This window comes from Bradyrhizobium sp. DOA9 (genome assembly GCF_000617845.2).
Lineage (GTDB): Bacteria > Pseudomonadota > Alphaproteobacteria > Rhizobiales > Xanthobacteraceae > Bradyrhizobium.
In genome coordinates this window covers 808647-835229 of the sequence record NZ_DF820425.1, presented here as the reverse complement: position 1 = coordinate 835229, position 26583 = coordinate 808647, and the positions used below count along the sequence as shown (strand labels likewise).

Below are 26583 nucleotides of genomic sequence, written 5' to 3'. Positions count from 1 at the left end.
AGAAGTAATTCACTGCATGAACAACGAAATTTAGAAGATTCCTATTGCGGCCAATATGATCGCGGACAAGAGCTGCGGCCGCATCATCCCTGCCCTGCAATGCCAGGATTGCCGTCGACGCCTTTCAGCGTGACGCCGGAGCCGAGCCGTTCGGGCATCATCCGGCCCGAGCGCAGATATTTGCCGACGACGTCCCACACCGGCGCGCCCGGCTGGCCGTTGACCGAGGCCCAGCCCGCGACCTTGTAGCGGTGGCTGGCGCTGAGCGACTTGCCGTTGCCGAGCTTCAGCTCCGAGATGCGGCTGCCGATCGCAGCGTCCGGCGTGCAGGTGTAGCTGAGCCCGCCGGCGCGCACCATGTCGCCGCCCTGCTGGTAGTAGGGATCGGCGTTGAAGAGATTGTCGCAGACGTCCTCGAGCAGGTCCTTGATCTCTGCCCCCGTCATCTCCTGAACATAGGTCTCGGGATAGGTGATCGCGGTTTCCGCCAGCAGATCCTCCATGGTCATCGCCTGGCCGGACAGCGCGGTGACGCCCCAGCGGAAGCCCGGCGACAGAGCGATCTCGGCATTGAGCTCGGTGCGCAGCGCGGTGCAGATCAATTCGTCCATGGGCCCGGAGAAATTGCCGCGGCGATAGAGCAGCCGGTCGGGCGTCGCGATCTTTTCCGACCAGTCGGCTACGTGCGGCGCACGGACCCGGCCGATCAGCTCGGCCATCGCCGGATCGGGCCTCAGCAGCTCCGAATAGACCGGCAGCAAACGATACCTGACATCGCTGACCTTGCCGCCGTCGAGCGCGAGATCGAGCACAGCCAGAAATTTCCCGTTGGAGCCGGCATTGGTGACGAGCGTCGTGCCACCTGCGTTCTTCACTGGCATAGGCTGCGGCACGGCATCATGGGTGTGGCCGCCGAGAATGACGTCGATGCCGGTGACCCGGCTCGCGAGCTTGAGGTCCACGTCCATGCCATTGTGCGACAGCAGCACGACGGCATCGACCTTGTCGGTGCCGCGCAAGACGTCGACATGCTTCTGCAGCTCCTCCTCGCGGATGCCGAAGCTCCAGTCCGGTGTGAACCGTTTGGGATGGGCGATCGGCGTGTAGGGAAAGGCCTGGCCGACGATCGCGACGCGGCGCCCGCCGAGCTCCTTGATGATGGAAGGCTTGAACACGCGTCCAATGGCCTTGTCGAAGGCGGGCGCGTCGTTGAACGCGGCCTCCTCGGTCAGGAACACGTTCTGCGCCAGGAACTCGCCCTTGAAGCGCTCGAGATTGTCGCGCAGCGCCTGCTCGCCATAGGTGAATTCCCAATGCCCGGTCATCGCCTCGATGCCGAGCAGATTGGCAACCTCGACCATGTCGCGGCCCTGCATGACGTTGGCAAGCCCGGTGCCCTGCCAGAGATCGCCACCGTCGACGAGAAGTGAGCGCCTCTCGCCGACATCGGCGCGCAGGCGATCGACCAGCGTCTTCAGATGGGCAAAGCCCCCGAGCTTGCCGAAGCGGCCTGCGGACTTTTCGAACTCGAGGCAGGTGAAGGCATAGGCATCGGCGCTGTCGGGCCGAATGCCGAACCGTTCCAGGAAGGCGCGCCCGACCAGATGCGGCGGCCGTCCCGCCATCTCGCCGATGCCGATATTGACGCTGGGCTCGCGGAAATAGACCGGATTGAGCTGCGCATGCGTATCGGTGATGTGCAGGATCCGCGCATTGCCGAACCGTTCGAGGTCGTAGATGCTGGCAGCCTCGGTGCCGCGGGCCAGGCGCGGCAGGGTGAGCGTTGCAGCGGCAAGGCCTGCACGTTTCAGGAAATCGCGGCGGCGGATCGCCATCCAGGAATTCTCCGCGCCTCTCGTATGGACTTCGTTCACCGCGCGGCAGTCTAGCGGATTTCCATCGCCTTCCAGGCTTCTTTTTCGGAACTAGCCTGGAAGATCGACGCCTTCGCCAGTGCTTCGGCCTCCCTGGCCGCGGCCACCGCACGGTCGAAATCGCCGCCGTCGGCAGCCTTCTTCGCGGCCGCCAGCGCAGATAGGGTCACCGTCCACTGGTTGCGCATGCCGGCCGCCTCCTTGGAGGCGGCTTCGGCGGCGGCATAGGCCGCCTTGTAGTCCGCCTCATTCGCCGCGCGCGCGGATGGCGCAAGGCTCAAGGCGAGCAGCATGGCCAAGCCAAGTGACCGCTTCATGGCCGTGCTCCCGGCCCCGAGATCGGCAGGCCGTTGGCGACGTAGGACAGAAAATATTCGACGTCACGATATTCATCCGACTGCGGCTCCAGCGGAACCGCGCGGGTCTGGCTGTTGCAGGTGACGAAGCGGCGGCTGGTCGTGCCCATGCCGCTCCATTCCGAGCGGTAGATCGGCATCGCGTTGAGGATGCCGAGCGCCGGGGCAAGGGTCTCGGCGCGGATGCGTTCGCCCGGGCTCTGCACATGGCAGCTCGCGCAGGAGAAGTTCATCTGGCCGCGGCGGGTGTAGAAATAGCGCTTGCCGTTCTCGTATGCCGCGAGCGCGCGGGGATCATCGGGGATCTTGATGTCCATCGGCTTGCCGCGCGAGGTGTAGGCCATGTAGGCGGTGAGCGAGGCCATCTCGTCCTTGACGTAGGAATAGGGCGCTTCGCCATTGGCCTCGCGGCAGCGGTTGAGCGCGAGCTCCAGCGTGACGACCTTGCCTTCGCCGCTGTCGAAGTACGGATAGTTCTGGCGGATGCCGATGCCGCCGTTCGGGAAGCAGTCGGCGTAGGTCTTGCCGTTCTTGAACGGCGTCGAGAGCATCTCCTTGCCGGCATCGAGCGCGAACTCGTAAGGCGGGAATTCCTCCTTCTCCTGCCATTGCCGCTTCATGTCCTCGTTCATGGAATACGGACCGTTGACGAAATCCTCGTGCTTCACGTTCGGAAATTTCTGGAAGAAGAAGTTCTGGAACGCCTTGGCATCGGCAACGGGGTCCACCTTGTCGGCGGCGGTCACGCGCGGCGCGGCGAGCGCAAACGCGACGAGCGCGGCGCCGAGCGAGCCAAGCAGGAGATGGATGCGGACCTTCATCACGCGATCTTCGCGATGGTCGTGTCCGAGCCACCCTTGTTGTCGGTCCAGGAGATCTTGAGCTCGTCACCCTTCTTGGCCCCCTTGAAGCTGAACTTGACGTAAGGGTCCTTGGAAACGGCGGTGCCCCAATCGGCGACGAACACGTCCTTGCCGTTACATTCGAACTTCAGCTGCCGGATGAAATGCGCCGGGATCAACTCGCCCTTGGAATCCTTGACGAGGCCGGTGTCCATGGGGTGCTGGATCAGCGCCTGCACCTCGGTGATGTCGCCGCTCGATGTTGCGCGCACGCGAATGCTGGATGCCATGTCGAACTGCCTCGCTTAGCCGCCGCAACCGCCGACGGTGACCTTGACCTCCTTGGTCGCGCTGTAGAGCTTGCCGTCGGCCTCCACGATCGCGGTCAATTTGGTGGTCCTGGCCATCTTCAGCCGGTTGGCGACGGCAGGGATCGTGCCATCGGGAATCCTGTAGCTGGCGGCCAGCGCGCTCGGGTTCTCCGCCACGAAGAACGAGATCGAGCTGACCTTCTCCAGCGTCGTCGTCACCGAGATCGGCACGACGCCGCCGTTCTCGGCGATCTCCGGCGCATCCAGCTTGACCTTGTCCGACGGCTCGGCGGTCTTGCCGTAGAGCGCCTTGATCGCGTCCGCCTCGCTCTTCTGCCTGAAGGCCTCTTCCGGATATTTGTCGTTCGCTGCGGCGCGCGCGGGCGCGGCTGCGAATGGCAGATTGCCGAGGCCGAGCAGCGCCACGGAGGCTGCGCCCCGAAGGATCAGGCGCCGCGTCGGATGAGGCCTCCAATGAGGCTTGGGGGTCGTGGTCATCTCAAGTCTCCTGGGGGCCGCCCGCGGTTACAGGGTCTGCAGGAAATCAACGATCGCGTCGATCTCCTGTTCGGTCAAAATCCGGTTCCGGCCGAACGGCGGCATCATGGTTTGCGGATTGCGCTTGGTCTCGTCGAAGATGATCGCGGTCAGTTCGTTGCGATCAGGGTATTTTGACTTGATGTCCTTCAGTTCCGGTCCGATCGTTCCCGGCAGGTCGCCGCCTTTGATGACATGGCAGGTGAGGCAATTGCCCTTGCCGCGGTCGAAAGCGAGCTTCTGGCCCTCCGTCACGGTGGATTGCGCCCCCGCCGGGGCCATGGCCGCGCCGGCGAGGAGGGCCAGGGCAACGAGCAAAGCGGGCTTGCGAGGAAAGGCGGTCAAGGCATCGTTCCGGAACGTTATCTCGATGATCTCATTTGCGGAATTGTTCAAAAGCACAAAGGGCATCGCCTGACAATCAAGACTATGCACGCGGCAAAATGGGGTTAATATCCTCCGCATTGCAACCGACAAGATAGTTCGTTCATTCGGATGGGCGCGGACTAGCAAATTATTCTCGGACGTTTGGCCTTCAGGCCTTGTTTTCTGGATCGCATTTTTGGGGACGTCACTTGGCTGAATATGTCGTCGAATTTGGCAGGGATGGCGGACGGGTCGAGCCGGATGGCCGGCTCGACGCGCCGGCCTTCCATCGCAATCACGAATCGATCTGGGCCGCGCTGGCAAAGCATCTCGCGGATGCGACCGGCAACGTCGTGGAACTCGGCAGTGGAACCGGGCAGCACGTGGTGCATTTCGCCCGCCACACACCCAGCCTGATCTGGTGGCCGAGCGATCTCAACCAGCGCCACCTCAAGAGCATCGAGGCCTGGCGCGTGCATGCGGCCCTGCCGAACATCCGCCCACCCCTGCGCATCGATCTCACCGATCCTGACTGGTGCCCGGAAATGAAGAGCGGGCAGGTGCCGACCAGCCTCGCGGCCGTGTTCTGCGCCAATGTCATTCACATCGCGCCCTGGGCCGTGGCCGAAGGCCTGTTCGCCGGCGCCGGCCGTTATCTGCGCCGCGACGGCAAGCTGTTCCTCTACGGCCCCTTCAAGCGCGACGGCAAGCACACTGCGCTCAGCAACGCGGTGTTCGACACCTCCTTGCGCGAAGGCAACCCCGATTGGGGCGTGCGCGACGTCGTCGACGTCGAGAAGCTGGCGAAGGCGGCGGGCCTCGGTCTCCTCGATACGATCGAGATGCCCGCGAACAATCTGACGCTGGTGTTTGCGCGATAGCTACGCCGGAGGTGCGCTCCCTCTCCCGCTTGCGCTTGCGCGAGAGGTGCACCGCCCGCTGGGCTCGCGTTGGTCAGATCAAGAGGCCGTCACGCCTTCATCCTGCCACCCGATTTTCTCCTTCAAGAACCGATAACCCAGCACCTCGAAACCCGCGCGCTCCTTGTTGTCCTTGCCGTAGCCATGGCCGCCGGCTTCCGGCTCGTAGAACCAGGCCTCATAGCCCATCGCCTGCAGCTTTGCCGCCATCTTGCGGGCATGGCCGGGATGGACGCGGTCATCGCGCCGCGTCGTCGCGATCAGGATCGGCGGATAAGGCTGCCCCGGCTTTGCATTGTGATAGGCGGAGTAGGTCTTCAGCCACTCCCATTCGTCGGGCTTGTCGGGATCGCCATATTCGGCGATCCAGCTCGCGCCCGCGAGCAGCTTTGTGTAGCGGCGCATGTCGATCAGCGGGATGGTGCAGAACAGCGCGCCGAAACGCTCGGGATAGCGCACCAGCATGTTGGTGATGAGGATGCCGCCGTTCGATCCGCCCTGCGCTGCGATGCGTTTTGCGCGCGTCACACCGCGGCGGACGAGATCGGCCGCGACGGCGGCGAAATCGTCGTGAGAGAGCTTCTTGCCGGCAAGCCGTCCGGCATCGTGCCAACGCGTGCCGAACTCGCCGCCGCCGCGCAAATTCGCCTGCACAATCGTGCCGCCGCGCTCCAGCCAGAGCTTGCCAAGCGAGGAATTGTGGTACGGCTTCACCGCGAGACCAAAGCCGCCATAGGCGCTCATATAGACCGGCGCATCGCCGGTCTCGCCAGCGGGGCCGGTCTGCACATAGGGGATACGCTCGCCGTCAATGGAGATCGCCTCGTGCTGCGTCACCACGAGCCCGTCGGCGGTGAACGTCTTCGGCGCCTGCTTCAGCACGATCGGGCTTGCGACGCCGCGCTCGATCAGCAGCAGCGAGGGCGGCGTCAGCGGATCCTGCACATTGGCGAGCAGATCGCCATTGCTCTCGGAGGGATGGCGATCGAGCGTCCAGACATAGACGACGCCGATTCCCGGCAGGCCGGGAAGCATCTCGCGGCTCCAGCCGGCCCCGGAAGGCGTGCAGATCTCGAAGCGTGGGCGCAGTTCGTCGAGGATCGAAAGCACAAGCTTGCCCGCCGCCCAGAACAGGCCCTGCAAGGCGCGCCGCGGCGCGGGCTCGAACAGCACCGCAAAGTCGCGGCTGCCGTTCAGGAACGCCGACAGGGAGATGCCGAGCACGGTGTCTGTGGCGTAGGTCCGACCTCCGGCCGTCCAATCCTTGCGCAGCTTCATCGCGAACCAGTCGCCATGGGCCTGCATCCAGATGCCGGTCGGCAGATCGAGCGTCGTCATCGCGCCCGCCGCATCGCGCAGCCGGATCTCGTGGTTGAAGAAGTCGATCTGGTCGGCGATCCAGACCCGCGGCTCAGATCCGGTGTCGTCGCTCGTGCCATGGATCATCATGTGATCGGCGGATGTCTCGGCGATGACCTCGGCGCGGTCGACCGGCTGGCCGCGTCGCCACAGCCGAACCGTCCGCGCATAGCCCGAGCTCGTCGCCATGTTCTCGCCATGGGCGCTCGACAGCAGCAGCGTGTCGGCATCGAGCCAGTCGACGCCGCCTTTCGCCTCCGGCAGCGTGAAGCCGTCGACGATGAAGCGCTTCGTCTCCATGTCGAATTCCCGCAGCGTCACCGCATCGCTGCCGCCGCGCGACAGGCTCAGAATAACGCGTGAGCTTCCCGGCGTGCTGGCGATCCCGCCGAGCAACCAGTCCTCGTTTTCGTCCCGCGCGAGCTGATCGATGTCCAGCATGATCTCCCATGCCGGACTGGCTTTGCGAAACTCCGCCAGCCTGGTTCGCCGCCACAGGCCGCGCGGGTTGGCGGCGTCCTTCGAGAGATTGTGCAGATCGGAGCCGCGCCGGCTGACATAGGGAATGTTGTCGGGGCGGTCGTAGATCGCGGCTAGGAGATCGCGGTCGCGCTCGAAGATTTTTCCGCCGAAGGCCTGCAGCGTCAGGCTGTTCTGCCGCTCGACGAAATCGAGCGCCTGCGTGCCCTCGATCTCCTCCAGCCACAGCCAGGGATCGTCGTCGGGAGCTTGAAGCGTGGGCCTGTCGTCGACGGACATGAATGTAACTCCCGGAGAAGCGCGGCGGATAGGATTTGATCGAGCGCAAGCCGTCAAGCCCGCGCGCCGCTATCATTCCGGCGATTGCGTCAGGGGCATGGCCTGCGCCCGTTTGCGCCGGTTGCCCGCCCTCATCCACCCCTCCATAGTGCCGCGAATCAACAGGGCCCTTCGGGCGGAAATGCCGATGCTGGACGTGACTGCAGCCAATGAGATCGCCGACGATGCCCGCGTGCGCACCAACGTGGTGCGCCTTGCCGCCGCGCAGGCGCTGACCGGCGCCAACTCGGCGGTGATCTTCGCCACCGGCGCGATCGTCGGTGCCACGCTCGCGCCGGACATGTCGTTCGCGACCGTGCCGATCTCGATGTATGTGGTCGGGCTCGCCGCCGGCACGCTGCCGACCGGCGCGATCTCGCGCCGCTTCGGTCGCCGCGTGGCCTTCGTCATCGGCACGGGCCTCGGTACGCTCACCGGCCTGCTCGGCTCGTTCGCGATCCTGCACGGCTCGTTCGCGCTGTTTTGTCTCGCAACCTTCCTCGGCGGTCTCTACGGCGCGGTGGCGCAATCCTACCGCTTCGCCGCCGCCGACGGCGCCAGTGCGGCTTACCGGCCCAAGGCCGTGTCCTGGGTGATGGCCGGCGGAGTATTCGCCGGCGTGCTCGGTCCGCAGCTCGTGCAATGGACCATGGATGTCTGGCAGCCTTATCTGTTCGCGTTCAGCTTCCTGGTGCAGGCCGCGGTCGCGCTTGTAGCGATGGGCATCGTCGCCGGTGTCGATATGCCGAAGCCCGCGCCGGCCGATCTGCAAGGCGGCCGGCCGCTGCTCACGATCGTGACGCAGCCGCGCTTCATCGCGGCGGCGCTGTGCGGCGTCATCGCCTATCCCATGATGAACCTGGTCATGACCTCGGCGCCGCTCGCGATGAAGCTGTGCGGCCTGTCGGTGTCCGATTCGAATTTCGGCCTGCAATGGCACATTGTCGCGATGTATGGGCCGAGCTTCTTCACGGGCGCGCTGATCGCGCGCTTCGGCGCCCCGAAGATCGTCGCCGCCGGCTTGCTGCTGGAAGCGGGCGCCGCCACCATCGGTCTCTCCGGCCTCACCGCAATGCATTTCTGGGCGACGCTGATCGTGCTCGGCGTCGGCTGGAATTTCTCCTTCATCGGCGCCTCCGCGCTGGTGCTGGAGACGCATCGCCCGCAGGAGCGCAACAAGGTGCAGGCCTTCAACGATTTCCTGGTGTTTGGGATGATGGCGATCGGCTCGTTCTCGTCAGGCCAGCTGCTCGCCAATTACGGCTGGGCCGCGGTGAACCTCGTGGTGTTTCCGCCGGTGGTGCTGGGCCTTGCCGTGCTCTCAATGGTCTCCCGGGCGAGGCGCCGCAAGGCGCGGCTGGAGGCGGCCATGGGCGAGTTCCCCGACGCGGTCTAGTCTGGCAAGAGGCTGTCAGCAGCGTTGATGCTTCGATCCAGATCGAAGTGATTTTCTGAAGAAGGTTATTTAGATGTCGTCTTGGCCGGGCTTGTCCCGGCCAACCACGTTTTTGCGACGTCGGAAGAAGAACGTGGATGCCCGGAACATAGGCGAGCGAAGCGACGCCGTCCTTCAGACGGCTATGTCCGGGCATGACGGCGCAAAACAAACGGCAGATGAAATGCTCGATAATCTTCAGACCCCAACGACCGACGAATCCTCGTTCCGCTACGAAGGCTGGCGCATCGTCGCCGTCTGCTTCCTGCTCGCGACCTTCGGCTGGGGGCTCGGCTTCTACGGGCAGAGCGTCTATGTCGCCGAGCTGCAGCGGGCGCGGGGCTGGCCGACCTCGCTGATCTCCGCAGGCACCACGTTCTTCTATCTTTTCGGCGCGCTGCTGGTCGTCTTCGTCGGCGAAGCCGTGCGGACATACGGTCCGCGGCTCAGCCTGATCGCCGGCACGCTTGCGATGGCGGCGGCCGCGGTCGCGATCGGCGAGGTGCGCGAGCCCTGGCAGCTCTATCTCGCCAATGCCGTGCTCGCCTTCGGCTGGGCCGGCACCAGTCTCGCCATGATCACCAACACGATCAGCCTGTGGTTCGACGAGAAGCGCGGCATGGCGATCAGCCTGGCGCTGAACGGCGCCAGCTTCGGCGGCATCGCCGGCGTGCCGCTGCTGGTGATGTTGATCGGCCATATCGGCTTTGCCGGTGCGATGTATGCCGCCGCCGGCGCCATGCTGGTGCTGCTCGTGCCGGTCATTCTTCTTGTCGTCGGCAGCCCACCTGATCGCCACGGCTGGCACGAGACGGCGAAGACGAAACCGCAATCATCGACGGAGATCCGCGCCTGGGCGCTGCGGGACGCCGGTTTCCTCACCGTCACGATCGCCTTCGCCCTGGTGCTGTTCGCCCAGGTCGGCTTCATCGTGCACCTGATCTCGTTCCTCGATCCCGTGATCGGGCGCGAGCGCGCCGCATTGGCCGTCGCGGTGCTGACCGCGATGGCGGTGGTCGGTCGCGTGCTGTTCTCGCTGGTGATCGACCGCATCAATCAGCGCCTCGCGTCCGCGCTGTCGTTCCTCAGCCAGGCCGCCGCGCTTCTCGTCGTCGTCAACCTGCACAACGATTATGTGCTGATCGCGGCCTGCGCCGTGTTCGGCTTCTCGGTCGGCAACCTCATCACGCTGCCCTCGCTCATCGTGCAGCAGGAGTTCGATTCCGCCGCCTTCGGCGTGTTGATCAGCCTCAACACCGCAATCAACCAGGTGACCTACGCGTTCGGCCCCGGTGTGGTCGGCTTCCTGCGCGATCTCTCCGGCGGCTATACGCTGCCGTTCTATCTCTGCATCGCGCTGGAGGTGATGGCGGCGGCGCTGATCATGGTGCGGGGGAAGCCGCGGGCAAAGCTCTCTGCAGCGGGATGAGGCGCTTGTGGAGCTTTAAAGCGTGATGGCATTAAGTTCGATAGCCTGAGTTTTTGAGGTAGTTGGCGCATTCCTCTGAGGTGAAGGCATCGAGTGCGTGGCCGATTGCGGTGCAGACGGCCTCGACGGTTCGCGCGGCAGCTTTGCGGAGCAGGTGCTTGAGCTTTGCAAAGACCTGTTCGATCGGGTTCAGGTCGGGCGAGTATTTTGGCAGGAAAAAGAGCTTGGCGCCGACCGAACGGATAAGCTGACGAACTGCCTTGCTCCTGTGGCTGCCGAGGTTATCCAAGACGACGATATCGCCGGGTCGAAGGACGGGCAAAAGAACCTTCTCGACATAGGCGCGAAAGCTCGCGCCATCGATCGGCCCCTCGATGAACCATGGCGCATCGATCCGGTCATGGCGCAGGGCCGCCAGGAAGGTCATGGTTTTCCAGCGGCCGTGGGGAACCCTGGCGTGAAGTCTGTGCCCGCGCGGTGCCCATCCGCGCAGCGGAGCCATATCGGTCCTGGTCCAGGTCTCGTCGATGAAGACCAGCCGCTCAGCTTCGACCTGACCTTGATACTTTGCCCACTGAGCTCGCCGCCGCGCCACGTCGGGTCGATCGCGTTCGCCAGCCGCCACGCTTTTTTTTGAAGCTGAGCTTCTCGGCATGCACGAAGTCCCACACCGAGTGGTAATCGACCTTCAGGCCGCGTCCGGCAAGCTCGGCCACGAGCCCCCGTATAGTGAAATCGCCGTCCTTGATCCGACGCGACAGCCAGACTGCATGCTCGCCCGAAATCGCCTTCGGCTTGTAGCCGCCTATCTGACTAGGCTCGACGCTGCCGGTCTCATCGACCCGCTTCATCCAGCCAATGGCGGTGCTGATCGCGACCCCAAACTGCTTGGCGGCCCGATTACGGGACATCCCGCCCTCGATCGCGGCCACGACACGCTTACGAAGATCTAGAGAGTACGGCTTGCCCATCCATGCTGGCCTCCTTCCAGCAAGCATGGTGAATCAGAAACAAACTGATTTGGGAATCCCAAATCGATTCAGACTAAAGCCATCCCGCTTTAGTCCGCCACGATCTTGACGCGGTCGCGCACCTTGACCTGCGCGGTGCGATCGAGGCCGTTCAGCACGCGGAAGCGCTCGGCCGGATGGTCGACCCCGGCCATGCGGTGCGAGAGCGATTCCACGGTGTCGCCGGGCTGCACCGTGATGATCTTGATGCGCAGCGGGCGCGCGGCCTGGATTTCTTCCAGCGTCAGGCGGCGGAACGAGTTGACGGTCTCGCGCGCATTCCGGTCGCTCTCGGTCGATTTCTGCCGTGCCGCGAAGATGAAGCGATAGACGTCGCTGCCGAAGCGCAGCGCATAGACCTTGAACTGCCACTGGTCGCCCTTGGCGGTGGCGGACGCCGCGGGAAAACCGTTGATGCTGATATCCTCGGTCGAGGCCTTCTCGACGCCTTCCATCCAGCCGGAGTTGAGGTAGTCGCCCAGCGATTGCTCGGCCGGCACGCGTACGACGTCGAAGCGCATCGCCTGCGCACCGCCCTCGCGCACGCCAATCACGGCCTGCGCGGTGTTGTCGAGCGTGAAATTGTCCGGAGCCTGGAAGGTGAAGCCGAGCTTCGGATGCAGGAAGCGCCGGCCGCGGACGAAGCCTTCGCTGGGGTCTTCGCCATAGACGAGGTTGTCGATCGCGGCGAGATAGCTTTCGCGATCGCGCTCGGCGCCTTCGGGCGCCGTGTACTGGCGGGCGATGTTCTGCGCGTTCTGGACGCGTTCCGGAGTCGCCGGATGCGAGGAGGTGAAATCCTGCGCCCGTGGATCGAGCAAGCTCTTGCCGGCCTTCAGTTCGGCATTGCGCTCCATCGCGGACAGGAAGCGCGCCGCGCCGTAGGGGTCGAAATGCGCCTTGGCGGAGATGCCGACGCCGATGCCGTCGGCCTCGAACTCCTGCTTGCGCGAGAAGCTCGCCATGGTGAGCTTGGTCTTGGCCAGCGCCAGCGCGGTGAGGTCAGGATCGTTGCTCATGTCGGTGACGACGCGGGTGACGATCGCGGCCTGGCGGGCCTGGTCCTCGCGCATTGCCGCGTGCTTGGACAGCACATGCGCCATCTCGTGGCTGAGCACGGAGGACAATTCGGAGGTGTCGCTGGCGAGCGCAAGCAGGCCGCGCGTGACATAGAGCTGGCCGTTAGGCAGCGCGAAGGCGTTCACCGCGCCGGAATTCAGGATGGTGACCTTGTAGCCCTGGTCGGGCCGGTCGGAGGCCGCGACCAGCCGGTCGACGGTCTTGCTGACGAGCGATTCGAGCTTGGGATCGTCATAGGTCCCGCCATAGCTCGCCAGGATGCGCTCGTGCTCCTTTTCGGTGGCCGGGGTCTGGGCGACGGCGGGCTTCGGCTTCGGCATCGCGACGGCCGCCGGGGTCGCCGCGGTCTGGAACCGGCCCATATCGCCGCAGCCGGCGAGAAGCCCGCCCAGCGCAAGGCAAAGCGCGGCCGGCACAGCCCGCAGGCGGCGGCAATCACCCAGTCCGTGCCGTCCTAGCACCCCATTCACGTCGATTTACCCGTGCCCGGCCGTTAAGGCCTTACCCCAGTAGGCTCGTTTGCGCCCAGCAATTCAACCTGTCCCAAGAGACGAACTTCGATACGCGGCCCTATCGTCCCTTCAACCCAGCCCCGAACACGAATACGTCGATTTTCCAGGGGCTTAAGGGCCATGCCGGCGCTTTCGAACGCCGCTAGCGTGCGCTTTGAAATAGTCACGGCAAAGCCGCGTGTCCAGTTCCGTCCGAAGTTGAGGTAGGTCGTAGCCCCAGCTTGCCGGACTGACAGGACTTTGCCCTCGATCACCGCAAAGCGCCCGATCTCCGCCAAAATATCGTCCGGACTTTCCGCGTTTTTTATGGCCGACGGGTCAGCCCAGCTGCCCATTTTTTGGCGCCGCGCCGCTGCTTCGGACGCCATCAAGGCGGCCGCGCAGTCCTTGTCCACGATCTCGGCGGAGACCACCGCCTCGCCCCGGGCGAGCAGCATGGCCTGCACCGAGGTGTCGCTTTCGCCGATGAAGACCAGCGCGCCCTGGCGGCCGTAACGATCGGGCGTGTCGTCGGCGCTCCGCAGCATCACATCGCGGCCGGCGAGCAGCGAGATCAGAGCCTGCTGCGTGGTCGCGGTCGGCGCGATGCCGGCGAGACGTACTTCGCGCCCGTCATCGAGACGCACGCTGCGCGCATCGACGATGGCAGCGACGCGGCCTTCCCCTTGCGACTCGAACTGGCAGGGGCTCGCGAGCGCCGAGCCACTTGCGACGAGAAGATATGCGACGATGAAGCGAAGCCGTTGCGTCACGTGACCCGGAGAGGTTGCGTTGCGCGGCAACCATACCTCATGCGTAGTGGGGCGCGAAGAAGTTTCGTCGTACTCCGTCATTGCGAGCGCAGCGAAGCAATCCAGACTGCCTCTGCGGAAAGATTCTGGATTGCTTCGCTGCGCCCGCAATGACGGCGGAGATGCATCTTCCGTCCTCTCGGCATTCCGCTTTGCGGAAAGCGCGCATTGATCATTCATCTGCATCGCACCTGCGCTTGCTGCGCTCTTGCGCATGCGGCATGATTGCGGCAACAGCGAATAGCCAAGAGCAATAACTCAAGAGCAATAACCAAGCCGCCATCAGAGCACGGCGCGATAAGGGAGGTCGTTTTCGATGAAGACTATGTTGTCCGGCATTTTTGCCGCCGCGTTTGCCCTCACCGCGAGCGCCGCACAGGCCCAGGACAAGCCGCCGCTGAAGATCGGCGGCATTCTCGACATGTCGAGCCTTTATGCGGATATCACCGGCCCCGGCAGCGAGACTGCGGCGAAGATGGCGGTGGAGGATTTCGGCGGCGAGGTGCTGGGACGCAAGATCCAGGTGCTGGCGGCCGACCATCTCAACAAGGCCGATCTCTCCGCCAACATCGCCCGCGACATGCTCGACAACCAGGGCGTCGAGATGATCTACGACGTCGCGGCCTCCGCGACCGCGCTCGCCGCCGGCGAGATCGCGAAAGCGCGCAACAAGATCGTCATGTTCAACGGGCCAGGCTCGATCCGTCTCACCAACGAGGCCTGCGGTCCCTACACCATCCACTACGTGTTCGACACCTATGGCCAGGCCAATGTGACCGGTCTTGCGGCGGTGAAGTCGGGTCTCGACAGCTGGTTCTTCCTCACCGCCGACTACGCCTTCGGCCAGGATCTGGAGAAGGACACCAGCGCCGTCGTGACCAAGACCGGCGGCAAGGTGCTCGGTGCCGTCCGCCATCCGCTCAACACCTCGGATTTCTCGTCCTTCCTGCTTCAGGCGCAGGCCTCCAAGGCCAAGGTGATCGGGCTCGCCAATGCCGGCGGCGACACCATCAACGCCATCAAGCAGGCGGCGGAATTCGGTATCACCAAGGGCGGCCAGAAGGTCTCGCCGCTGCTGGCGTTCGTCACTGATATCGACTCGATCGGGCTCGAGACCGCGCAGGGGCTGCTGCTCGCGGAAGCGTTCTACTGGGATCTCAACGACGACACGCGTGCATTCTCCAAGCGCTTCATGGAGCGTACCAAACGCGTGCCGACCTCGGCGCAGGCCGGCGTCTATTCCTCCGTCACGCATTATCTGAAAGCCGTGAAGGCGGCCGGCACGACCGACGCCGCAGCGGTGATCAAGGTGATGAAGGAGACGCCGATCAACGACTTCTTCGCCAAGAACGGCAAGATCCGCGAGGACGGCCGCATGATCCACGACATGTACCTGTTCGAGGTGAAGAAGCCGTCGGAGTCCAAGGGCCGCTGGGACGATTACAAGCTGCTCGCCACCGTTCCCGGCAACGAGGCGTTCCAGTCGCTGGAGCAGTCGCGCTGCCCGCTGGTGAAGAAATAGGCCTCGTCATTGCGAGCGAAGCGAAGCAATCCAGAGATGTTTCCGCAGAGGCAGTCTGGATTGCTTCGTCGCAAGGGCTCCTCGCAATGACGGTGGCGTGAGTGCGCGATCAAACAACACCAGGGAGACGCCCCATGAACGACATGGTCCTGCAAAAGCTCGAAGGCGGGCTGCTCACCATCACCATGAACCGCCCGGAGCGGAAGAACGCGCTCAATCCCGAGATGGTCGCCGGGCTGATCGAGGCGGCACGGCGAGCGGCCGACGATCCCGAGGTGCGGGCGGTGCTGTTCAAGGGCGCCGGCGGCTCGTTCTGCGTCGGCGGCGACGTCAAGTCGATGGCGGCCGGGCGCGCGCCGCTGCCGTTCGAGCAGAAGCTCGCAAATCTGCGCCGCGGCATGGAGGTCTCGCGCATCCTGCATCAGATGCCGAAGCCCGTCGTGGCGCAGCTCGATGGCGCGGCGGCCGGCGCCGGCCTGTCGATGGCGCTGTCCTGCGACCTGCGCATCGCCTCCGAATCCTGCAAGATCACCACCGCTTTTGCCAAGGTCGGCTTCTCCGGTGATTACGGCGGCACCTATTTTCTGACCCAGCTGCTCGGCAGCGCGCGGGCACGCGAGCTCTACCTGATGTCGCCGGTGCTCACCGCGAAGGAGGCGCACGCCATCGGCATGGTGACCAAGGTCGTGCCCGATGCCGAGATCGACGCCGCCGCGCACGAGCTCGCATTGTCGCTGGCACAGGGGCCGTCGATCGCGCTCGGCTTCATCAAGCGCAACATCAACAATGCCGAGCACCTGGCGCTGGAGGATTGCTTCGACGGCGAGGCGATCCACCACACCCGCTGCGGCGACACCGAGGACCACAAGGAGGCCGCAAAAGCCTTCGTCGAGAAGCGCAAGCCGGCCTTCAAGGGCGCATGACCATGGCGCCCTATGTCCGGCTGCGTCAGATCTGCCTGGTCGCCCCGCAGCTCGAGCCCGTCATCACGGATATCGGCCGGATCATGGGCCTCGCCGTCTGCTATCGCGATGGCAATGTCGCCAAATACGGCCTGGAGAACGCGCTGCTCCCGGTCGACACGATCCTGCTGGAGGTGGTCGCGCCGTTCAAGGACGGCACCACGGCCGGCCGCTTCATCGAGAAGACCGGCGGCCGCGGCGGCTACATGGCGATCTTCTGCTGCGACGATCCGGACGAGCGCGGCCGCAACGCCAATGCGCTCGGCGTGCGCACCGCCAACGTCATCGACCACGCGCCCTATCACGGCGTGCAGCTCCATCCCCGCGATTGCCGCGCCGCCTTCATCGAGTTCAACCACACCGACGGCAGCGACGATATCCTCGGGGCCTATCCTCCGGCCGGACCGGACTGGCAAAAGTTCATCCGCAAGGATGTGACCGAGGCACTGACCGCGGTGGAGATGCAGAGCCCGGATCCGACCGAGCTTGCGGAGCATTGGGGCAGGATCATCGGCGTTGCGCCTGAAGGCACCGAACTGAAGCTGCCGAACGCGACTTTTCGCTTCGTGAAGGGCGCCAGCGAGATCATGAGCGCGCTGGAGTTTCGGGTGGCTGACGTGGCGCAGGTGCTGCATACCGCCAAAGCGAAGGGGCTTGCGGTTGCGGGCAACGAGTTTTTACTCGGCGGAGTGACGTTCCGGGTGATTTGAGCGACCCATGCGATAGGGTGGGCAAAGCGAAGCGTGCCCACCAATTCCACCACACAAATGAAGCGATGGCGCGGCGCTCGCGCGCCGTTGCCCACCTACGGCATCGCGACGCTCACCTTCCCCTAAAATTCGCCACCCGGCGCTCTTCCGTGGCTTTCACGCCTTCCTTGAAATCCTCCGTCGCGCGCAGGCGCGTCTGCTCGGCGAGCTCGTGATTGGTTGCGGCCATGACGCGGTCTGCGAGACCGTTGCGCATCGTGGCGCGGGTGGAGAGCAGGCCGAGCGGGGAGCATTCGGCGATCTCGCCGGCGAGCTTCATCGCGGCCGCCTTGACCTGGTCCTGCGGCACCAGCTCGTTGGCGAGGCCCCATTTGTAGGCTTCCTCGCCGGTGACGCGGCGGCTGGTGTAGAACATCAGCTCGGCGTTGTTCGTGCCGATCAGCTCGGGCAGCGTCACAGTCAGGCCGAAGCCGGGGTGGAAGCCGAGCTTTGTAAAGTTCGCGGAGAAGCGCGCCTCGGGGCAGGTGACGCGGAAATCGGCCGACACGGCAAGCCCGAGTCCGCCACCGATGGCTGCGCCCTGCACGGCGGCGACGATCGGCTTCTTGGCGCGGAAGATGCGCACGGCCTGGATGTAGAGATGGTTGATCGGGCCGAGACTGTCGGCCGGATCGCCCTTCCTCTCGGCCTCGCGCGCTTCCTGGGCCTGCCGCGCAGGATCGCCGAAATTGGCGCCGGCGCAGAACGCCTTGCCTTGCGCCGAGAGCACGGAGGCACGGATCTCGATGTCGCGGTCGAACTCGTCGAGCGCATCCGCGATCTGGTTGATCAGCGAGATGTCGAAGAAGTTGAGCGGCGGGCGGCGGATCTCGATGGTGCCGACATGCCCGACCTTCTCGACGCCGATATCTTTATACGTGCTCATGTCTAGTCTCCAATATCTCGGTAGCGAGGAACCACCTCTCCCATAGGGAGAGGTCGGCGCGTAGCGCCGGGTGAGGGGCTGCGGTCCCACGACGCAGCGTAACCCCTCACCCGATTTGCTGGCGCAAATCGACCTCTCCCTACGGGAGAGGTGGACGGAGTACGCGGCCGGCGTCTCGGGCTCATCTAGCGCAGGCCCAATCCGCGGGCGATGATGCCGCGCAGCACCTCGGTGGTGCCGCCCTGGATGGTGAGTTTCGGCGCGGTCTTGATCGCGAAGTCGAGCTGCCGCTCCAATGTCTCGCGGTTGGTCGCGGTCTCCTCGACGAAGGCGGCGAGATCGCGCACGCGATGCGGCAGCTGCTGCTCCCAGACCGTGCCGATGTCCTTGACGATGGAGGCCTCGACCACCGGCTCCTTGCCGGCCTCGAGCATGCCGGCCACCGAGACCGACATGCGCCGCATGGTATGGAGCTGGGCGACCAGGCGGCCGATGCCCTCGGCGCTGCGCGTGTCGGGATTTGGGCCGACCGCGCGGACCAGCTCGGTCAGCACGTAATAGGTCTCGAGGAAACGCTCGGGGCCCGAGCGCTCATAGGCGAGCTCGCTCGTCGCCTGCTTCCAGGCGCCGTCGACCTCGCCGAGCACGTGATCGTCCGGAATGAAATGATCGGTGAAGACGACCTCGTTGAACTCGTACTGGCCCGTGATCTGGCCGATCGGATTCACCTTGATGCCCGGCTGCTTCATCTTGACCAGGAACTGGGTCAGGCCGTGGCGGCGGTTCTCCTTGGTCGGCGGCGAGGTCCGGAAGATCGCGATCATGTAGTCGGCGATATGCGCCGACGAGGTCCAGATCTTGGTGCCGTTGATGAGATATCCGCCGTCGGTCCTGGTCGCGCGCGTCTTCGCCGCGAACAGGTCGGAGCCGGAGTTCGGCTCGCTCATGCCGATGGCAAAGCAAATCTCGCCGCGGCAGATCCGCGGCAGGATCTCCATTTTGATGTGCTCGGGCGCATACTTCAAAAGCACCGGCCCGCTCTGGCGGTCGGCGACGAAGAAGCGCCGCGTCGGCGCGTTGGCGACGCGCATCTCCTCGGTCACGACGTAGCGCTCGAGGAAGGAGCGCTCCTGGCCGCCATACTTTTTCGGCCAGGTCATGCCGAGCCAGCCCTTGGCACCGACCCGGCGGGAGAATTCCGGCGCGTCGGTGTCCTCGCGGTTGGGCTGGTGCGGATCGAAGGTGCCGGCGGCGATCTCCTCGGCGAGGAAGGCGCGCACTTCCTTGCGCAGCTGCTCGCACTTCTCGGGCAGGCGGATGGGATCGAAACGGAGGGCAGCGGTCATTGTTGTCTCTCCCCGATCAGCGCGATGCCACGAGCGGCCACAATTCGTCGGCGCCGCGGTTTGCGACGAGCTTGCCGAGCTCGACGGCCCAGTAGCTTTCCGAGCCGAAATCGTCGCGCCAGGCCAGCGCGCGCAGCGAATAGCGGTGCAGGATGTGCTCCATGGTGAAGCCGATTGCGCCATGGACTTGATGCGCGATGCCGCCGCCTTTCTCGGCAGCTTCCGCGCAGCGGATCTTTGCGGAGGCGGCTTCGAGATAGATCTCGTCGTTGAACGACTTTGCATTGGCGATGGCGTCGGCAGCGGAGGTCGCGGCCGCAAGCGCCGCGGCGGATTCGCCGGCGAGGCGGGCGAGATTGTGCTGCACCGCCTGGAATTTCGCGATCTTCTTCTCGAAGGCGACGCGCTCGTTGGAATAGCGCACGGAAATGTCGAGCATCGATTCCAGCGCGCCGGCGATCTGCAGGCTGCGTGCGACGCCGCCCATCAGCATCAGGTGGGTCTGCTCGAAGCCCTTCGGTGCGGGCTTGATGGCGATGGGCTGGACCTTGTCGAGCGTGACGGTGTCGCTGTGGTCGTAGCCGACATTGAGCCCGGCCTCGACCCGGGCCTTGCCCGTGTCGATCAGCGCAATGGAAATACCGTCCTTGCCGTGCGCGAGCACCGCGAAATGCTTCGCCATCTTGGCGAAGGGCACGCCGCGGGCGCGGCCGGAGAGTGCGCCGTCGGCATCCAGGCCGATGCGGTCCTTTGGCGTGGCCGGCAGCATCGTCATTTCGCCCTCGGGCGAAGCGATCTTCGCCTGCGCCAGCAGCCATCCCGCCAGCATGGTTTCGGCCAGCGGCACCGCAACCGCGAAACGGCCGGCGGCGTTCAGCAGCGCAAACCCGTCGGCGAGGCTCGCGCCCGAGCCGCCGAGATCATCAGCCACCCAGGACAGCGGCAGGCCGGCTTCGCTCAGCGCCTGCCATAGCGGCGCCTGCCACGCATTCGTCTTGTCGTTGTTGATGGTCTGCGGATCGGCGAGATCGGCGAAGATTTTCTCCGCGGTCTCGACGACGATATTGTCACTCTCCGCCACAGCGTTCCCCGTGTTTTGCCATTGGCGCGTCCGGTCTGATCGGCCAGTGCGCAGTCTCTTCTTGCGCCCGATGATCGGAAAAAGCCATGGCCCTGACAAGCGTTGATCGCAGGTCCATCTGCGGCGCCGGCATGGGGGCGAGGCTCCAGGAAATGCTAATTCCGCTTAGCGGAGTTTGCTTGATTTGCAGGGCGCGACAAACTCGCTAAACAGGACGCCACACCAGATACAGGGGAAGGAAATCCGGATGGCAAAAGACGGTTTGTGCGCAATCGTGACGGGGTCCGCATCCGGGCTGGGAGCTGCGACTGCCGAAATTCTCGCCCGCACCGGGGCGCGGCTCGTGATCAACTATTCGTCGAGCCAGAAGGAAGCCGAGGCGACGGCCGAGACCTGCCGCAAGGCTGGCGCTGCGGAGGTATTGGTCGCACAGGGCGACGTCTCCAGGGATGAGGATTGCCGCAAGATCGTCGCAGCAGCGAGCGGCTGGGGCCGGCTCGACATCCTCGTCAACAATGCCGGCACCACCAAGCATGTGGCTCACGCCGATCTCGACGGTCTGTCGGCGGAAGATTTCCAGCGGGTCTACGGCGTCAACACCATCGGCCCGTTCCAGATGGTGCGCGCGGCGCGCAACCTGCTCGAGGCCGGTGCGAAGGCTTCGGGCCGGCCCTCCGCGGTCGTGAACGTGTCGTCGGTCGCCGGCATCAGCGGCGTCGGCTCGTCGATCGCCTATGCCGCGAGCAAGGGCGCGCTCAACACCATGACGCTGTCGCTGTCGCGCGCGCTGGCGCCGCTGATCCGCGTCAACACCGTGTGTCCGGGCTATATCGACACGCCCTGGTTCACCAAGGGCCGCGGCGAGGCACAGGCCAAGCAGGTGCGTGACAGCGTGGTGGCGAAGGTGCCGCTGAAGGTCGCATCATCCGCGGAGGACATCGCCCAGCTCGTCTGCTTCCTGGCGCTGCCGGCCTCCAGCAACATGACCGGCGAGGTCGTGCGCATGGATGCGGGGATGCATTTGGTGACGTGAGCTCGTCATTGCGAGCGGAGCGAAGCAATCCAGAAATCCTTCCGCGGAAATAGTCTGGATTGCTTCGTCGCAAGGGCTCCTCGCAATGACCTCGAGGAGGCGGTTTGCCTCACTCGTTGTCGGCGTCTCGGCGCTCTACCCCTTGATCACGCCACTCGACACCAGCCGGTGCCAGATGAACAGCACCACCACCGCGCCGATCGTCGCCGTGATGAAGCCGGCCCCCTGGTCCGGGCTGTAATGGCCGATGGCCTGGCCGACGAAGGTCGCCAGGAAGGCGCCGGCGATGCCGAGGATGGTGGTGAGGATGAAGCCGCTCGGATTGTTCGGCCCCGGCGCCAGCCAGCGCGCGATGAGGCCGGCAATGAAGCCGACGACGATGATCCACAACAGGCCGCCCATGCTCATGACTTTGCTCCCCTTCCCTGAGACTGCCGTCAGATCCGGCCCGAGAGCTCGTTCTCGGTCGGCAGCCGTCCATCCGGCGTCAGATGGTCGACCACCTGCGGCAGATACTGGCTGAGGCCGGACAGCAGCTCCTCGCGCGACAGGCCGCTCTGGGCGGAGAGGCTCTCGATCTGGTCGGCACCGAGTGCGCTGGCGAGATCGCCCGGCGCGATCGGCTTGTTCTCGCCCTTGCCGACCCAGGATTTCGCGGCGTCGCCGTGGCCGCCCTGCTGCAACTGGTTGAGGAGATCGCCGAGCCCGCCGCTCAGCACGGTGCCGGCCGCGCCGCCGGCGAGCAGGCCGCCGAGACCACCCTTGAGAATGTCGCCGAGTCCGCCGCCCGCGCCGGCATTCACCGGCGGGGGGGCCGGTGTCGGCGACGGTTGCGGCGCCGTCCCGGACTGGCTTGCGGTCATGTGCTTGAACGCCTTCCAGGCGAGCAGGCCGAGCAGCGCCATGGTCATGGGCGACATGCCGCCGGAGGATTTCTCTGAGCTCGGTGCGCTGGGGCCGCGCGGGCCGTTCTGCATGCCGTTGAGGACGTCGAGTAGACCCATGGTGCTCTCCTTTGGCGTTCTCGTTGGCGAGCGCTCGCCGCTGACTGCCCCCGGGCTGAAAGCATATGGGGCAGTCATGACCGTTACAAGTCGGATGCGCCGCGATTGGTTGACGGCCACACCTCTGCTATCGAAGGCCGGTCATTCAGGGAGCAAGCCCAGTGGTTGCGGATCGATCGATCGTGGTGGCTGGCGCCGGCGCCATCGGCTGTTTCGTCGGCGGCAGGCTGGCCGCTGCCGGCCGGCGCGTCGCGCTGTTGGTCCGACCGCGGGTGAAGACCGAGATCGAGCGGTTCGGCCTGCTTCTGACCGATTTCGACGGCTCCGAGACGAAGCTCGGTGCCGGGCAGCTTGCGCTGTCGGAAGACCCTTCGATCTTGCACAGCGCCGGCATCGTGCTGGTCACGGTGAAGAGCGCCGATACTGCCGCCGTCGCCGACCAGATCGCGCAGCATGCGCCCGAGGATGCCGTCATCGTCTCGCTTCAGAACGGCATCGGCAATGTCGCGGTGCTGCGCGAGCGGCTCGGCGGCCGCTCCGTGCTCGCCGGCATGGTGCCGTTCAACGTGATCGCGATGGGCGATGGCCGTTTCCACCGCTCGACCTCCGGTGACATCCATGTCGGAGAGAATCCGGAAAACACGGCGGCGGCGCTTTCGGTCTCCGGCCTTACGGTTCGCGCGAGCCGTGACATCACCGGCGTGCAATGGGGCAAGCTGATCATCAACCTCAACAACGCGCTGAGCGCGTTGTCCGACATGCCGCTCGCCGCGCAACTGGCGAACCGCGACTGGCGAAGATTGTTCGCCGACCAGATGGCGGAAGGGCTGGCCGCACTGAAGGCCGCCGGCATCGTTCCGGTGTCGTCGACGCCGATCCCGATGAGGTGGTCTCCGACCCTGCTGCGGCTGCCCGATGCGATCTTCCGCGCGATCCTCGGGCGGACCATGAAGATCGATCCGGAGGCGCGCTCCTCGATGTGGCAGGATCTGAAGCAGGGCCGCAAGACCGAGATCGACTATCTGCAAGGAGCGGTCATTGCGCTCGCCGAGCAGAATCATGTCGCCGTGCCGCTGATGCGCCGCATTGTTGCGCTGATCAAGGAAGCCGAGGCGGCCGGCAACGGTCCGCTCCGGATGACGCCGCAGCAGATTCGGGGGGACGCGTGAGTGCACTGGAGACCACGATGAAGCACCGACTTGTGATCGGGCTCGCATTGGCCGCGCTCTGCAGTTCGGCGACGCTCGCCTATGCAAGGCCGCCGACGGTGATGAACTCACCCGGTTACGACAGGCGATTGCAGGAGAGCCGATCTCAGTTGGGCAGTTCGCCGATAGTCACCGAGCCAGCGCCGGCACCGGTGGCGAAACCGAAGCAGGGCAAGAAGAAGCGCACGAACTGAGGCGCGCTTGTCCGGGACGACAGCGGAGTGTTTGGCTGCCGCTTCAGCCCTTCTTCGCGGGCTTGCTCGGCGCCGGATTGAACAGCTTCTTCAGGTCGTTCAGGCTTTCCGACAGACGCGGCCATTCGCAGGAGAACGAGCCCTTGGCGCAGGGGGCGGCCTTCGACTTTGCGCCTGCGGCTTGCTGCACCTTCGGGCGCTCGACCGGGACCGGCACGCGCTCCACTTCGGTCCGCAGCGCGACCTGCTGCAGCTGCTGCACCTGTAGCTCTTGCTGCTCGCGCTGCTGCCGCGCGGTGGCTTGAGCCGCTTCGTTGCTGCGGCGTTGCCTGGCAAGATAGGCCGTATAGGCTTCGTCGATCTTCTTCTGCTCCTCCGGCGTCGGGTTGGGACCGGCGATGTCGAAGGTGCGATCCTGGAGGAAATCGTAATAGGAATATCCGCCGCCCGGCTTGCGGCGGCCGGCGAACTTGGCGTTGCAATCGGCAAGGGCCGCCGTCTTCTCCGCCTTGGTTGCGGCTTTCTCGGCGGCGTCGGCACATTCCTCGAAATCGACGGGTGCGCGTTTCCACCATTGCGCCTCGGCATGCCCCGGCGCCAGCAGGAAAAATCCTGCTGCGAGAACGAGAAGCAGCGCCGCGCGACGCGATGTGACTACGGCCGACATTCTAAGAGAGCATTCCTTGCAACACGCAACCCAAACTGAGTCGAGCCGGATTTTTGCCTCTTTATCGCCGGCTTGTCACCCATGGAACCCGGGAAAAACAGGGCTGGGATGCTGACATTTTGTGCTTGACGTGGCGCGGGAGTCACAGCGCCGCGCCTGCAGGCTGTTACACTCGTGCTGCGAGCGCCTGCGGGCGATGCCAAGAAGGCGAGATGGCGGCCTTCCGGATCGGGCTTTCGAGCGGACACATGCTGAATGAGACAAACACGGAAGGACTGACATGACGATCACCATCGCAGCAAGCAGCGTGCCGAAGCCGCCGGCTGATATCATTGAAGGTTTCAGGGACGCGCCGACCTCGGTGATCTCGGACAACCTCGCCCGGCTGCCCGGCGCAGTCGGGCTGAGGCCGTATCATCGCGGCGGCAAGCTGGTGGGAACGGCGTTCACCGTGCGCACCCGGCCGGGCGACAATCTTGCGATCCACCGCGCGCTCGATCTGGTCGGGCCCGGCGACGTCATCGTGGTTGATGGCGGCGGCGACGAGACGCGCGCGCTGATCGGCGAGATCATGAAGAACATCGCGCAATGGCGCAAAGCCGAAGGCTATGTGATCGATGGCGCGATCCGCGACGTCGCGGCCTTCGCGGCCGACGACTTTCCCTGCTACGCCCGCGCGGTGATCCATCGCGGGCCCTACAAGAACGGTCCGGGCGAGATCAACGTGCCGGTGACGATCGGCGGCAGCGTGATCGCACCCGGCGATATCGTGGTCGGGGACGAGGACGGCGTGGTGTCGTTTCCCGCTGCCGGCGCGGCCGCGCTGCTGGAAGCCGTGCGCGTCCAGGTCGCGCGCGAGGAGGAGACGCTGAAGGCGATCCGCGAGGGCCGTTACCAGGGCGCTTACGGCAAGGCCTGATCTGGCGGCTATAAGTCAAGGCAGCGGCCGAGCTGATCGCAAGTCGAATCGGCCATTGCCATTTTCGAAAGTGAATTTGCGACCTTTGCTGCTGAGGTCACTTTAGATGTTGAGGAACTGCGCGATCGTCCTGCCTAGCTTCCTGCTTCTGTGGGTCTCTGGGAACAACGACGTCGGATCGTGGGAGATGCGCGAGGTCACTAGCGATCAGCCCAAGTCGGCGACGGTGACTGTCGCTCTGGCGGGTGCAGAACGGCGGATGACGGAAGAGACTTACGCAAAGGCAAACGGGCTATCGCAAGGCGAGGTCGGAAAGCGCTTCGCGGCAAGTGGGGTCTTGCGATGCCCTGGCGGCGCCAGTAGCGCTCAAGTCACCGGGGCGCGCGATGTGATCACGACGGTGGCTCACGCGTTTCGGGATGCTTGCAAACGGCATACGTCACCCGACAAGTGCATATTCGAGTACTATTTGGGAGCAGAGAAGCGGATCATTCCCTTGTCGGCGACCCTGTGGATGGGCACTTGCGATGATGCTGCACCGAGACAGGGCAGCGTCGATTGGGCCGTCGCAAAACTCAGGTTTCCCGCAGACGTGACGCCGTACGAAGTCTACGAGCAGTCTGAAACTCTGGTGGAGCTGGAGCGAGTTCTGGCGGTTGTCGGTTATGATATCGAGGCCACGGGAAAGACGGACAAGGATGGGCCATTCAACAAGACGATCCAGGAGTGCCAAATCCGCGACGTGAGGGACTGGCAGACATTTGAAACCAACTGCGAGTTCGAGTTCGGGGCGTCAGGGAGCGCCCTCTTTCGTCAGTGGGGCCGTCGAATGACCATGCTTGGCGTCGTTTTCGGAGACCATCACGATCAGGAGTATTGTCCACGAGGCGGCTGCGAGTTCAAGAGCCGGAAATGGTCGAGCTTGTTTGTAACCTTGAGGGGCGAGTTCAAGGACCGCCTCTTGGCCGCCGTGCGTCAGTCTGCAGCGAGATAAAAAAGCAGAAGGGGAGAATGACGTGAGCCAGAAGGACGAATTCCACAACATCGACAATCCCGACGATGGCCTGTTCCGCGAGCTCGCCGCCGGCGTGACCACGCGCATCTTCTCGGGCGAGCAGGCGATGCTGTCGGTGGTGACGCTGGCGCCGCACGCGCAGGGCACGCTGCATCATCATCCCGAGGAGCAATGGGGCGTGCTGCTCGACGGCTCCGCCATCCGCGTCCAGGGCGACGAGGAAATCGCGGTGAAGAAGGGCGATTTCTGGCGCACGCCGGGCAACGTGCCGCACACCATGCGCGCCGGCCCCGATGGGGCCCGGGTGCTGGACATCTTCAGTCCGCCTCGGCCAGAATACAGAAAAGCAGGGTCAGGCTTCGGCACGACCTAAAGCG

Annotated in this window: 28 protein-coding genes; 12 read left to right on the top strand and 16 right to left on the bottom strand. The window is 64.8% G+C overall.

From position 1 onward, the window contains the following. Positions 1–83 precede the first annotated feature (83 nt). From soxB to soxX, 6 genes are read right to left on the bottom strand one after another with little or no spacing between them, the layout of a single operon-like run. Positions 84–1835 (bottom strand): thiosulfohydrolase SoxB, encoded by a 1752-nt coding sequence (gene soxB, locus BDOA9_RS03865; protein ID WP_025032636.1) that lies wholly within the window; start codon positions 1833–1835, stop codon positions 84–86. A gap of 50 nt (positions 1836–1885) precedes the next feature. Then, on the bottom strand, positions 1886–2191 hold the full coding sequence (locus BDOA9_RS03860; protein WP_025032635.1) for a hypothetical protein: 306 nt from the start codon (positions 2189–2191) through the stop codon (positions 1886–1888). Further along, complete coding sequence (soxA, locus tag BDOA9_RS03855; RefSeq protein ID WP_025032634.1) at positions 2188–3051, bottom strand: sulfur oxidation c-type cytochrome SoxA; 864 nt, start codon at positions 3049–3051, stop codon at positions 2188–2190. Before soxA ends, BDOA9_RS03860 begins: the two co-directional genes overlap by 4 nt. Next, positions 3051–3362, bottom strand: coding sequence for a thiosulfate oxidation carrier complex protein SoxZ (gene soxZ / locus BDOA9_RS03850; RefSeq protein WP_025032633.1), 312 nt, complete (start codon positions 3360–3362; stop codon positions 3051–3053). Before soxZ ends, soxA begins: the two co-directional genes overlap by 1 nt. 15 nt (positions 3363–3377) lie before the next feature. Beyond that, complete coding sequence (soxY, locus tag BDOA9_RS03845) at positions 3378–3881, bottom strand: thiosulfate oxidation carrier protein SoxY (RefSeq protein WP_025032632.1); 504 nt, start codon at positions 3879–3881, stop codon at positions 3378–3380. A gap of 27 nt (positions 3882–3908) precedes the next feature. Continuing rightward, positions 3909–4265: a sulfur oxidation c-type cytochrome SoxX gene (gene soxX, locus BDOA9_RS03840; protein WP_025032631.1), complete on the bottom strand. Its 357-nt coding sequence runs from the start codon at positions 4263–4265 to the stop codon at positions 3909–3911. A gap of 230 nt (positions 4266–4495) precedes the next feature. Between soxX and BDOA9_RS03835 the strand changes: the two genes are divergently transcribed. After that, a complete protein-coding gene (locus tag BDOA9_RS03835) occupies positions 4496–5167 on the top strand; it encodes a DUF938 domain-containing protein (protein WP_025032630.1) in 672 nt (223 codons plus the stop codon). A gap of 78 nt (positions 5168–5245) precedes the next feature. On the opposite strand, the gene BDOA9_RS03830 is transcribed toward BDOA9_RS03835, so the two are convergent. After that, complete coding sequence (locus BDOA9_RS03830) at positions 5246–7324, bottom strand: prolyl oligopeptidase family serine peptidase (RefSeq protein WP_025032629.1); 2079 nt, start codon at positions 7322–7324, stop codon at positions 5246–5248. Between the two features lie 187 nt (positions 7325–7511). Here BDOA9_RS03830 and BDOA9_RS03825 point away from each other — a divergent pair, with 187 nt between their 5' ends. Then, a complete protein-coding gene (locus BDOA9_RS03825; protein ID WP_025032628.1) occupies positions 7512–8759 on the top strand; it encodes an MFS transporter in 1248 nt (415 codons plus the stop codon). Positions 8760–8982: 223 nt separating this feature from the next. Further along, the gene (locus BDOA9_RS03820) at positions 8983–10227 is read left to right on the top strand and encodes an MFS transporter (RefSeq protein ID WP_025032627.1); all 1245 of its coding nucleotides are present in this window, start codon (positions 8983–8985) and stop codon (positions 10225–10227) included. Positions 10228–10258: 31 nt separating this feature from the next. Here BDOA9_RS03820 and BDOA9_RS03815 read toward each other — a convergent pair. From BDOA9_RS03815 to BDOA9_RS03800, 3 genes are all read right to left on the bottom strand, one after another. Beyond that, positions 10259–11198, bottom strand: a protein-coding gene (locus BDOA9_RS03815; RefSeq protein WP_445291806.1) for an IS630 family transposase whose coding sequence is annotated in 2 segments (ribosomal slippage) — positions 10259–10861 and positions 10863–11198 — 939 coding nt in all. Because the reading frame shifts where the segments join, the coding sequence is not laid out codon by codon here. Between the two features lie 89 nt (positions 11199–11287). Further along, positions 11288–12679, bottom strand: a complete 1392-nt coding sequence (locus tag BDOA9_RS03805) for a M48 family metalloprotease (protein WP_025032626.1) — start codon at positions 12677–12679, stop codon at positions 11288–11290. Between the two features lie 131 nt (positions 12680–12810). Next, positions 12811–13662: a thermonuclease family protein gene (locus BDOA9_RS03800; protein ID WP_025032625.1), complete on the bottom strand. Its 852-nt coding sequence runs from the start codon at positions 13660–13662 to the stop codon at positions 12811–12813. A 274-nt stretch (positions 13663–13936) separates the two neighbouring features. Between BDOA9_RS03800 and BDOA9_RS03795 the strand changes: the two genes are divergently transcribed. From BDOA9_RS03795 to BDOA9_RS03785, 3 genes are all read left to right on the top strand, one after another. Further along, entirely contained in the window at positions 13937–15142 is a 1206-nt protein-coding gene (locus BDOA9_RS03795; protein WP_025032624.1) for an ABC transporter substrate-binding protein, read from the top strand. 134 nt (positions 15143–15276) lie between these two features. Then, positions 15277–16065 carry an enoyl-CoA hydratase gene (locus BDOA9_RS03790; RefSeq protein ID WP_025032623.1) on the top strand — a complete coding sequence of 263 codons (789 nt, stop codon included), beginning with the start codon at positions 15277–15279 and terminating at the stop codon, positions 16063–16065. A gap of 2 nt (positions 16066–16067) precedes the next feature. Continuing rightward, positions 16068–16814, top strand: a complete 747-nt coding sequence (locus BDOA9_RS03785) for a hypothetical protein (protein WP_025032622.1) — start codon at positions 16068–16070, stop codon at positions 16812–16814. A 112-nt stretch (positions 16815–16926) separates the two neighbouring features. On the opposite strand, the gene BDOA9_RS03780 is transcribed toward BDOA9_RS03785, so the two are convergent. The 3 genes from BDOA9_RS03780 to BDOA9_RS03770 form a co-directional block, all read right to left on the bottom strand. Then, the gene (locus tag BDOA9_RS03780; RefSeq protein WP_025032621.1) at positions 16927–17739 is read right to left on the bottom strand and encodes an enoyl-CoA hydratase/isomerase family protein; all 813 of its coding nucleotides are present in this window, start codon (positions 17737–17739) and stop codon (positions 16927–16929) included. Between the two features lie 185 nt (positions 17740–17924). Next, positions 17925–19085, bottom strand: a complete 1161-nt coding sequence (locus tag BDOA9_RS03775; protein ID WP_025032620.1) for an acyl-CoA dehydrogenase family protein — start codon at positions 19083–19085, stop codon at positions 17925–17927. Between the two features lie 16 nt (positions 19086–19101). After that, the gene (locus BDOA9_RS03770) at positions 19102–20166 is read right to left on the bottom strand and encodes an acyl-CoA dehydrogenase family protein (RefSeq protein ID WP_025032619.1); all 1065 of its coding nucleotides are present in this window, start codon (positions 20164–20166) and stop codon (positions 19102–19104) included. Positions 20167–20413: 247 nt separating this feature from the next. Here BDOA9_RS03770 and BDOA9_RS03765 point away from each other — a divergent pair, with 247 nt between their 5' ends. Continuing rightward, complete coding sequence (locus BDOA9_RS03765; protein WP_025032618.1) at positions 20414–21199, top strand: SDR family NAD(P)-dependent oxidoreductase; 786 nt, start codon at positions 20414–20416, stop codon at positions 21197–21199. A gap of 135 nt (positions 21200–21334) precedes the next feature. On the opposite strand, the gene BDOA9_RS03760 is transcribed toward BDOA9_RS03765, so the two are convergent. Both BDOA9_RS03760 and BDOA9_RS03755 read right to left on the bottom strand, forming a co-directional pair. After that, the gene (locus BDOA9_RS03760; RefSeq protein ID WP_082847783.1) at positions 21335–21607 is read right to left on the bottom strand and encodes a GlsB/YeaQ/YmgE family stress response membrane protein; all 273 of its coding nucleotides are present in this window, start codon (positions 21605–21607) and stop codon (positions 21335–21337) included. A gap of 29 nt (positions 21608–21636) precedes the next feature. Next, the gene (locus BDOA9_RS03755) at positions 21637–22203 is read right to left on the bottom strand and encodes a YidB family protein (RefSeq protein WP_025032616.1); all 567 of its coding nucleotides are present in this window, start codon (positions 22201–22203) and stop codon (positions 21637–21639) included. Between the two features lie 161 nt (positions 22204–22364). Here BDOA9_RS03755 and BDOA9_RS03750 point away from each other — a divergent pair, with 161 nt between their 5' ends. Together BDOA9_RS03750 and BDOA9_RS36635 are read left to right on the top strand one after the other, a co-directional pair. Next, positions 22365–23372, top strand: coding sequence for a 2-dehydropantoate 2-reductase (locus BDOA9_RS03750; RefSeq protein ID WP_025032615.1), 1008 nt, complete (start codon positions 22365–22367; stop codon positions 23370–23372). A gap of 17 nt (positions 23373–23389) precedes the next feature. Further along, complete coding sequence (locus BDOA9_RS36635) at positions 23390–23605, top strand: hypothetical protein (RefSeq protein WP_042335688.1); 216 nt, start codon at positions 23390–23392, stop codon at positions 23603–23605. 43 nt (positions 23606–23648) lie between these two features. Here the strand turns inward: BDOA9_RS36635 and BDOA9_RS03745 are convergent, their stop codons facing one another. Beyond that, positions 23649–24272: a hypothetical protein gene (locus tag BDOA9_RS03745; protein ID WP_025032614.1), complete on the bottom strand. Its 624-nt coding sequence runs from the start codon at positions 24270–24272 to the stop codon at positions 23649–23651. Between the two features lie 280 nt (positions 24273–24552). On the opposite strand from BDOA9_RS03745, the gene BDOA9_RS03740 reads away from it, so the two are divergent. The 3 genes from BDOA9_RS03740 to BDOA9_RS03730 all read left to right on the top strand — a co-directional run bounded on the left by BDOA9_RS03740 (position 24553) and on the right by BDOA9_RS03730 (position 26579). Further along, on the top strand, positions 24553–25191 hold the full coding sequence (locus BDOA9_RS03740; protein WP_025032613.1) for an RraA family protein: 639 nt from the start codon (positions 24553–24555) through the stop codon (positions 25189–25191). Positions 25192–25378: 187 nt separating this feature from the next. Continuing rightward, on the top strand, positions 25379–26185 hold the full coding sequence (locus tag BDOA9_RS03735; protein ID WP_152033110.1) for a hypothetical protein: 807 nt from the start codon (positions 25379–25381) through the stop codon (positions 26183–26185). A 22-nt stretch (positions 26186–26207) separates the two neighbouring features. Next, positions 26208–26579 carry a dimethylsulfonioproprionate lyase family protein gene (locus BDOA9_RS03730; RefSeq protein ID WP_025032611.1) on the top strand — a complete coding sequence of 124 codons (372 nt, stop codon included), beginning with the start codon at positions 26208–26210 and terminating at the stop codon, positions 26577–26579. Positions 26580–26583 lie beyond the last annotated feature (4 nt).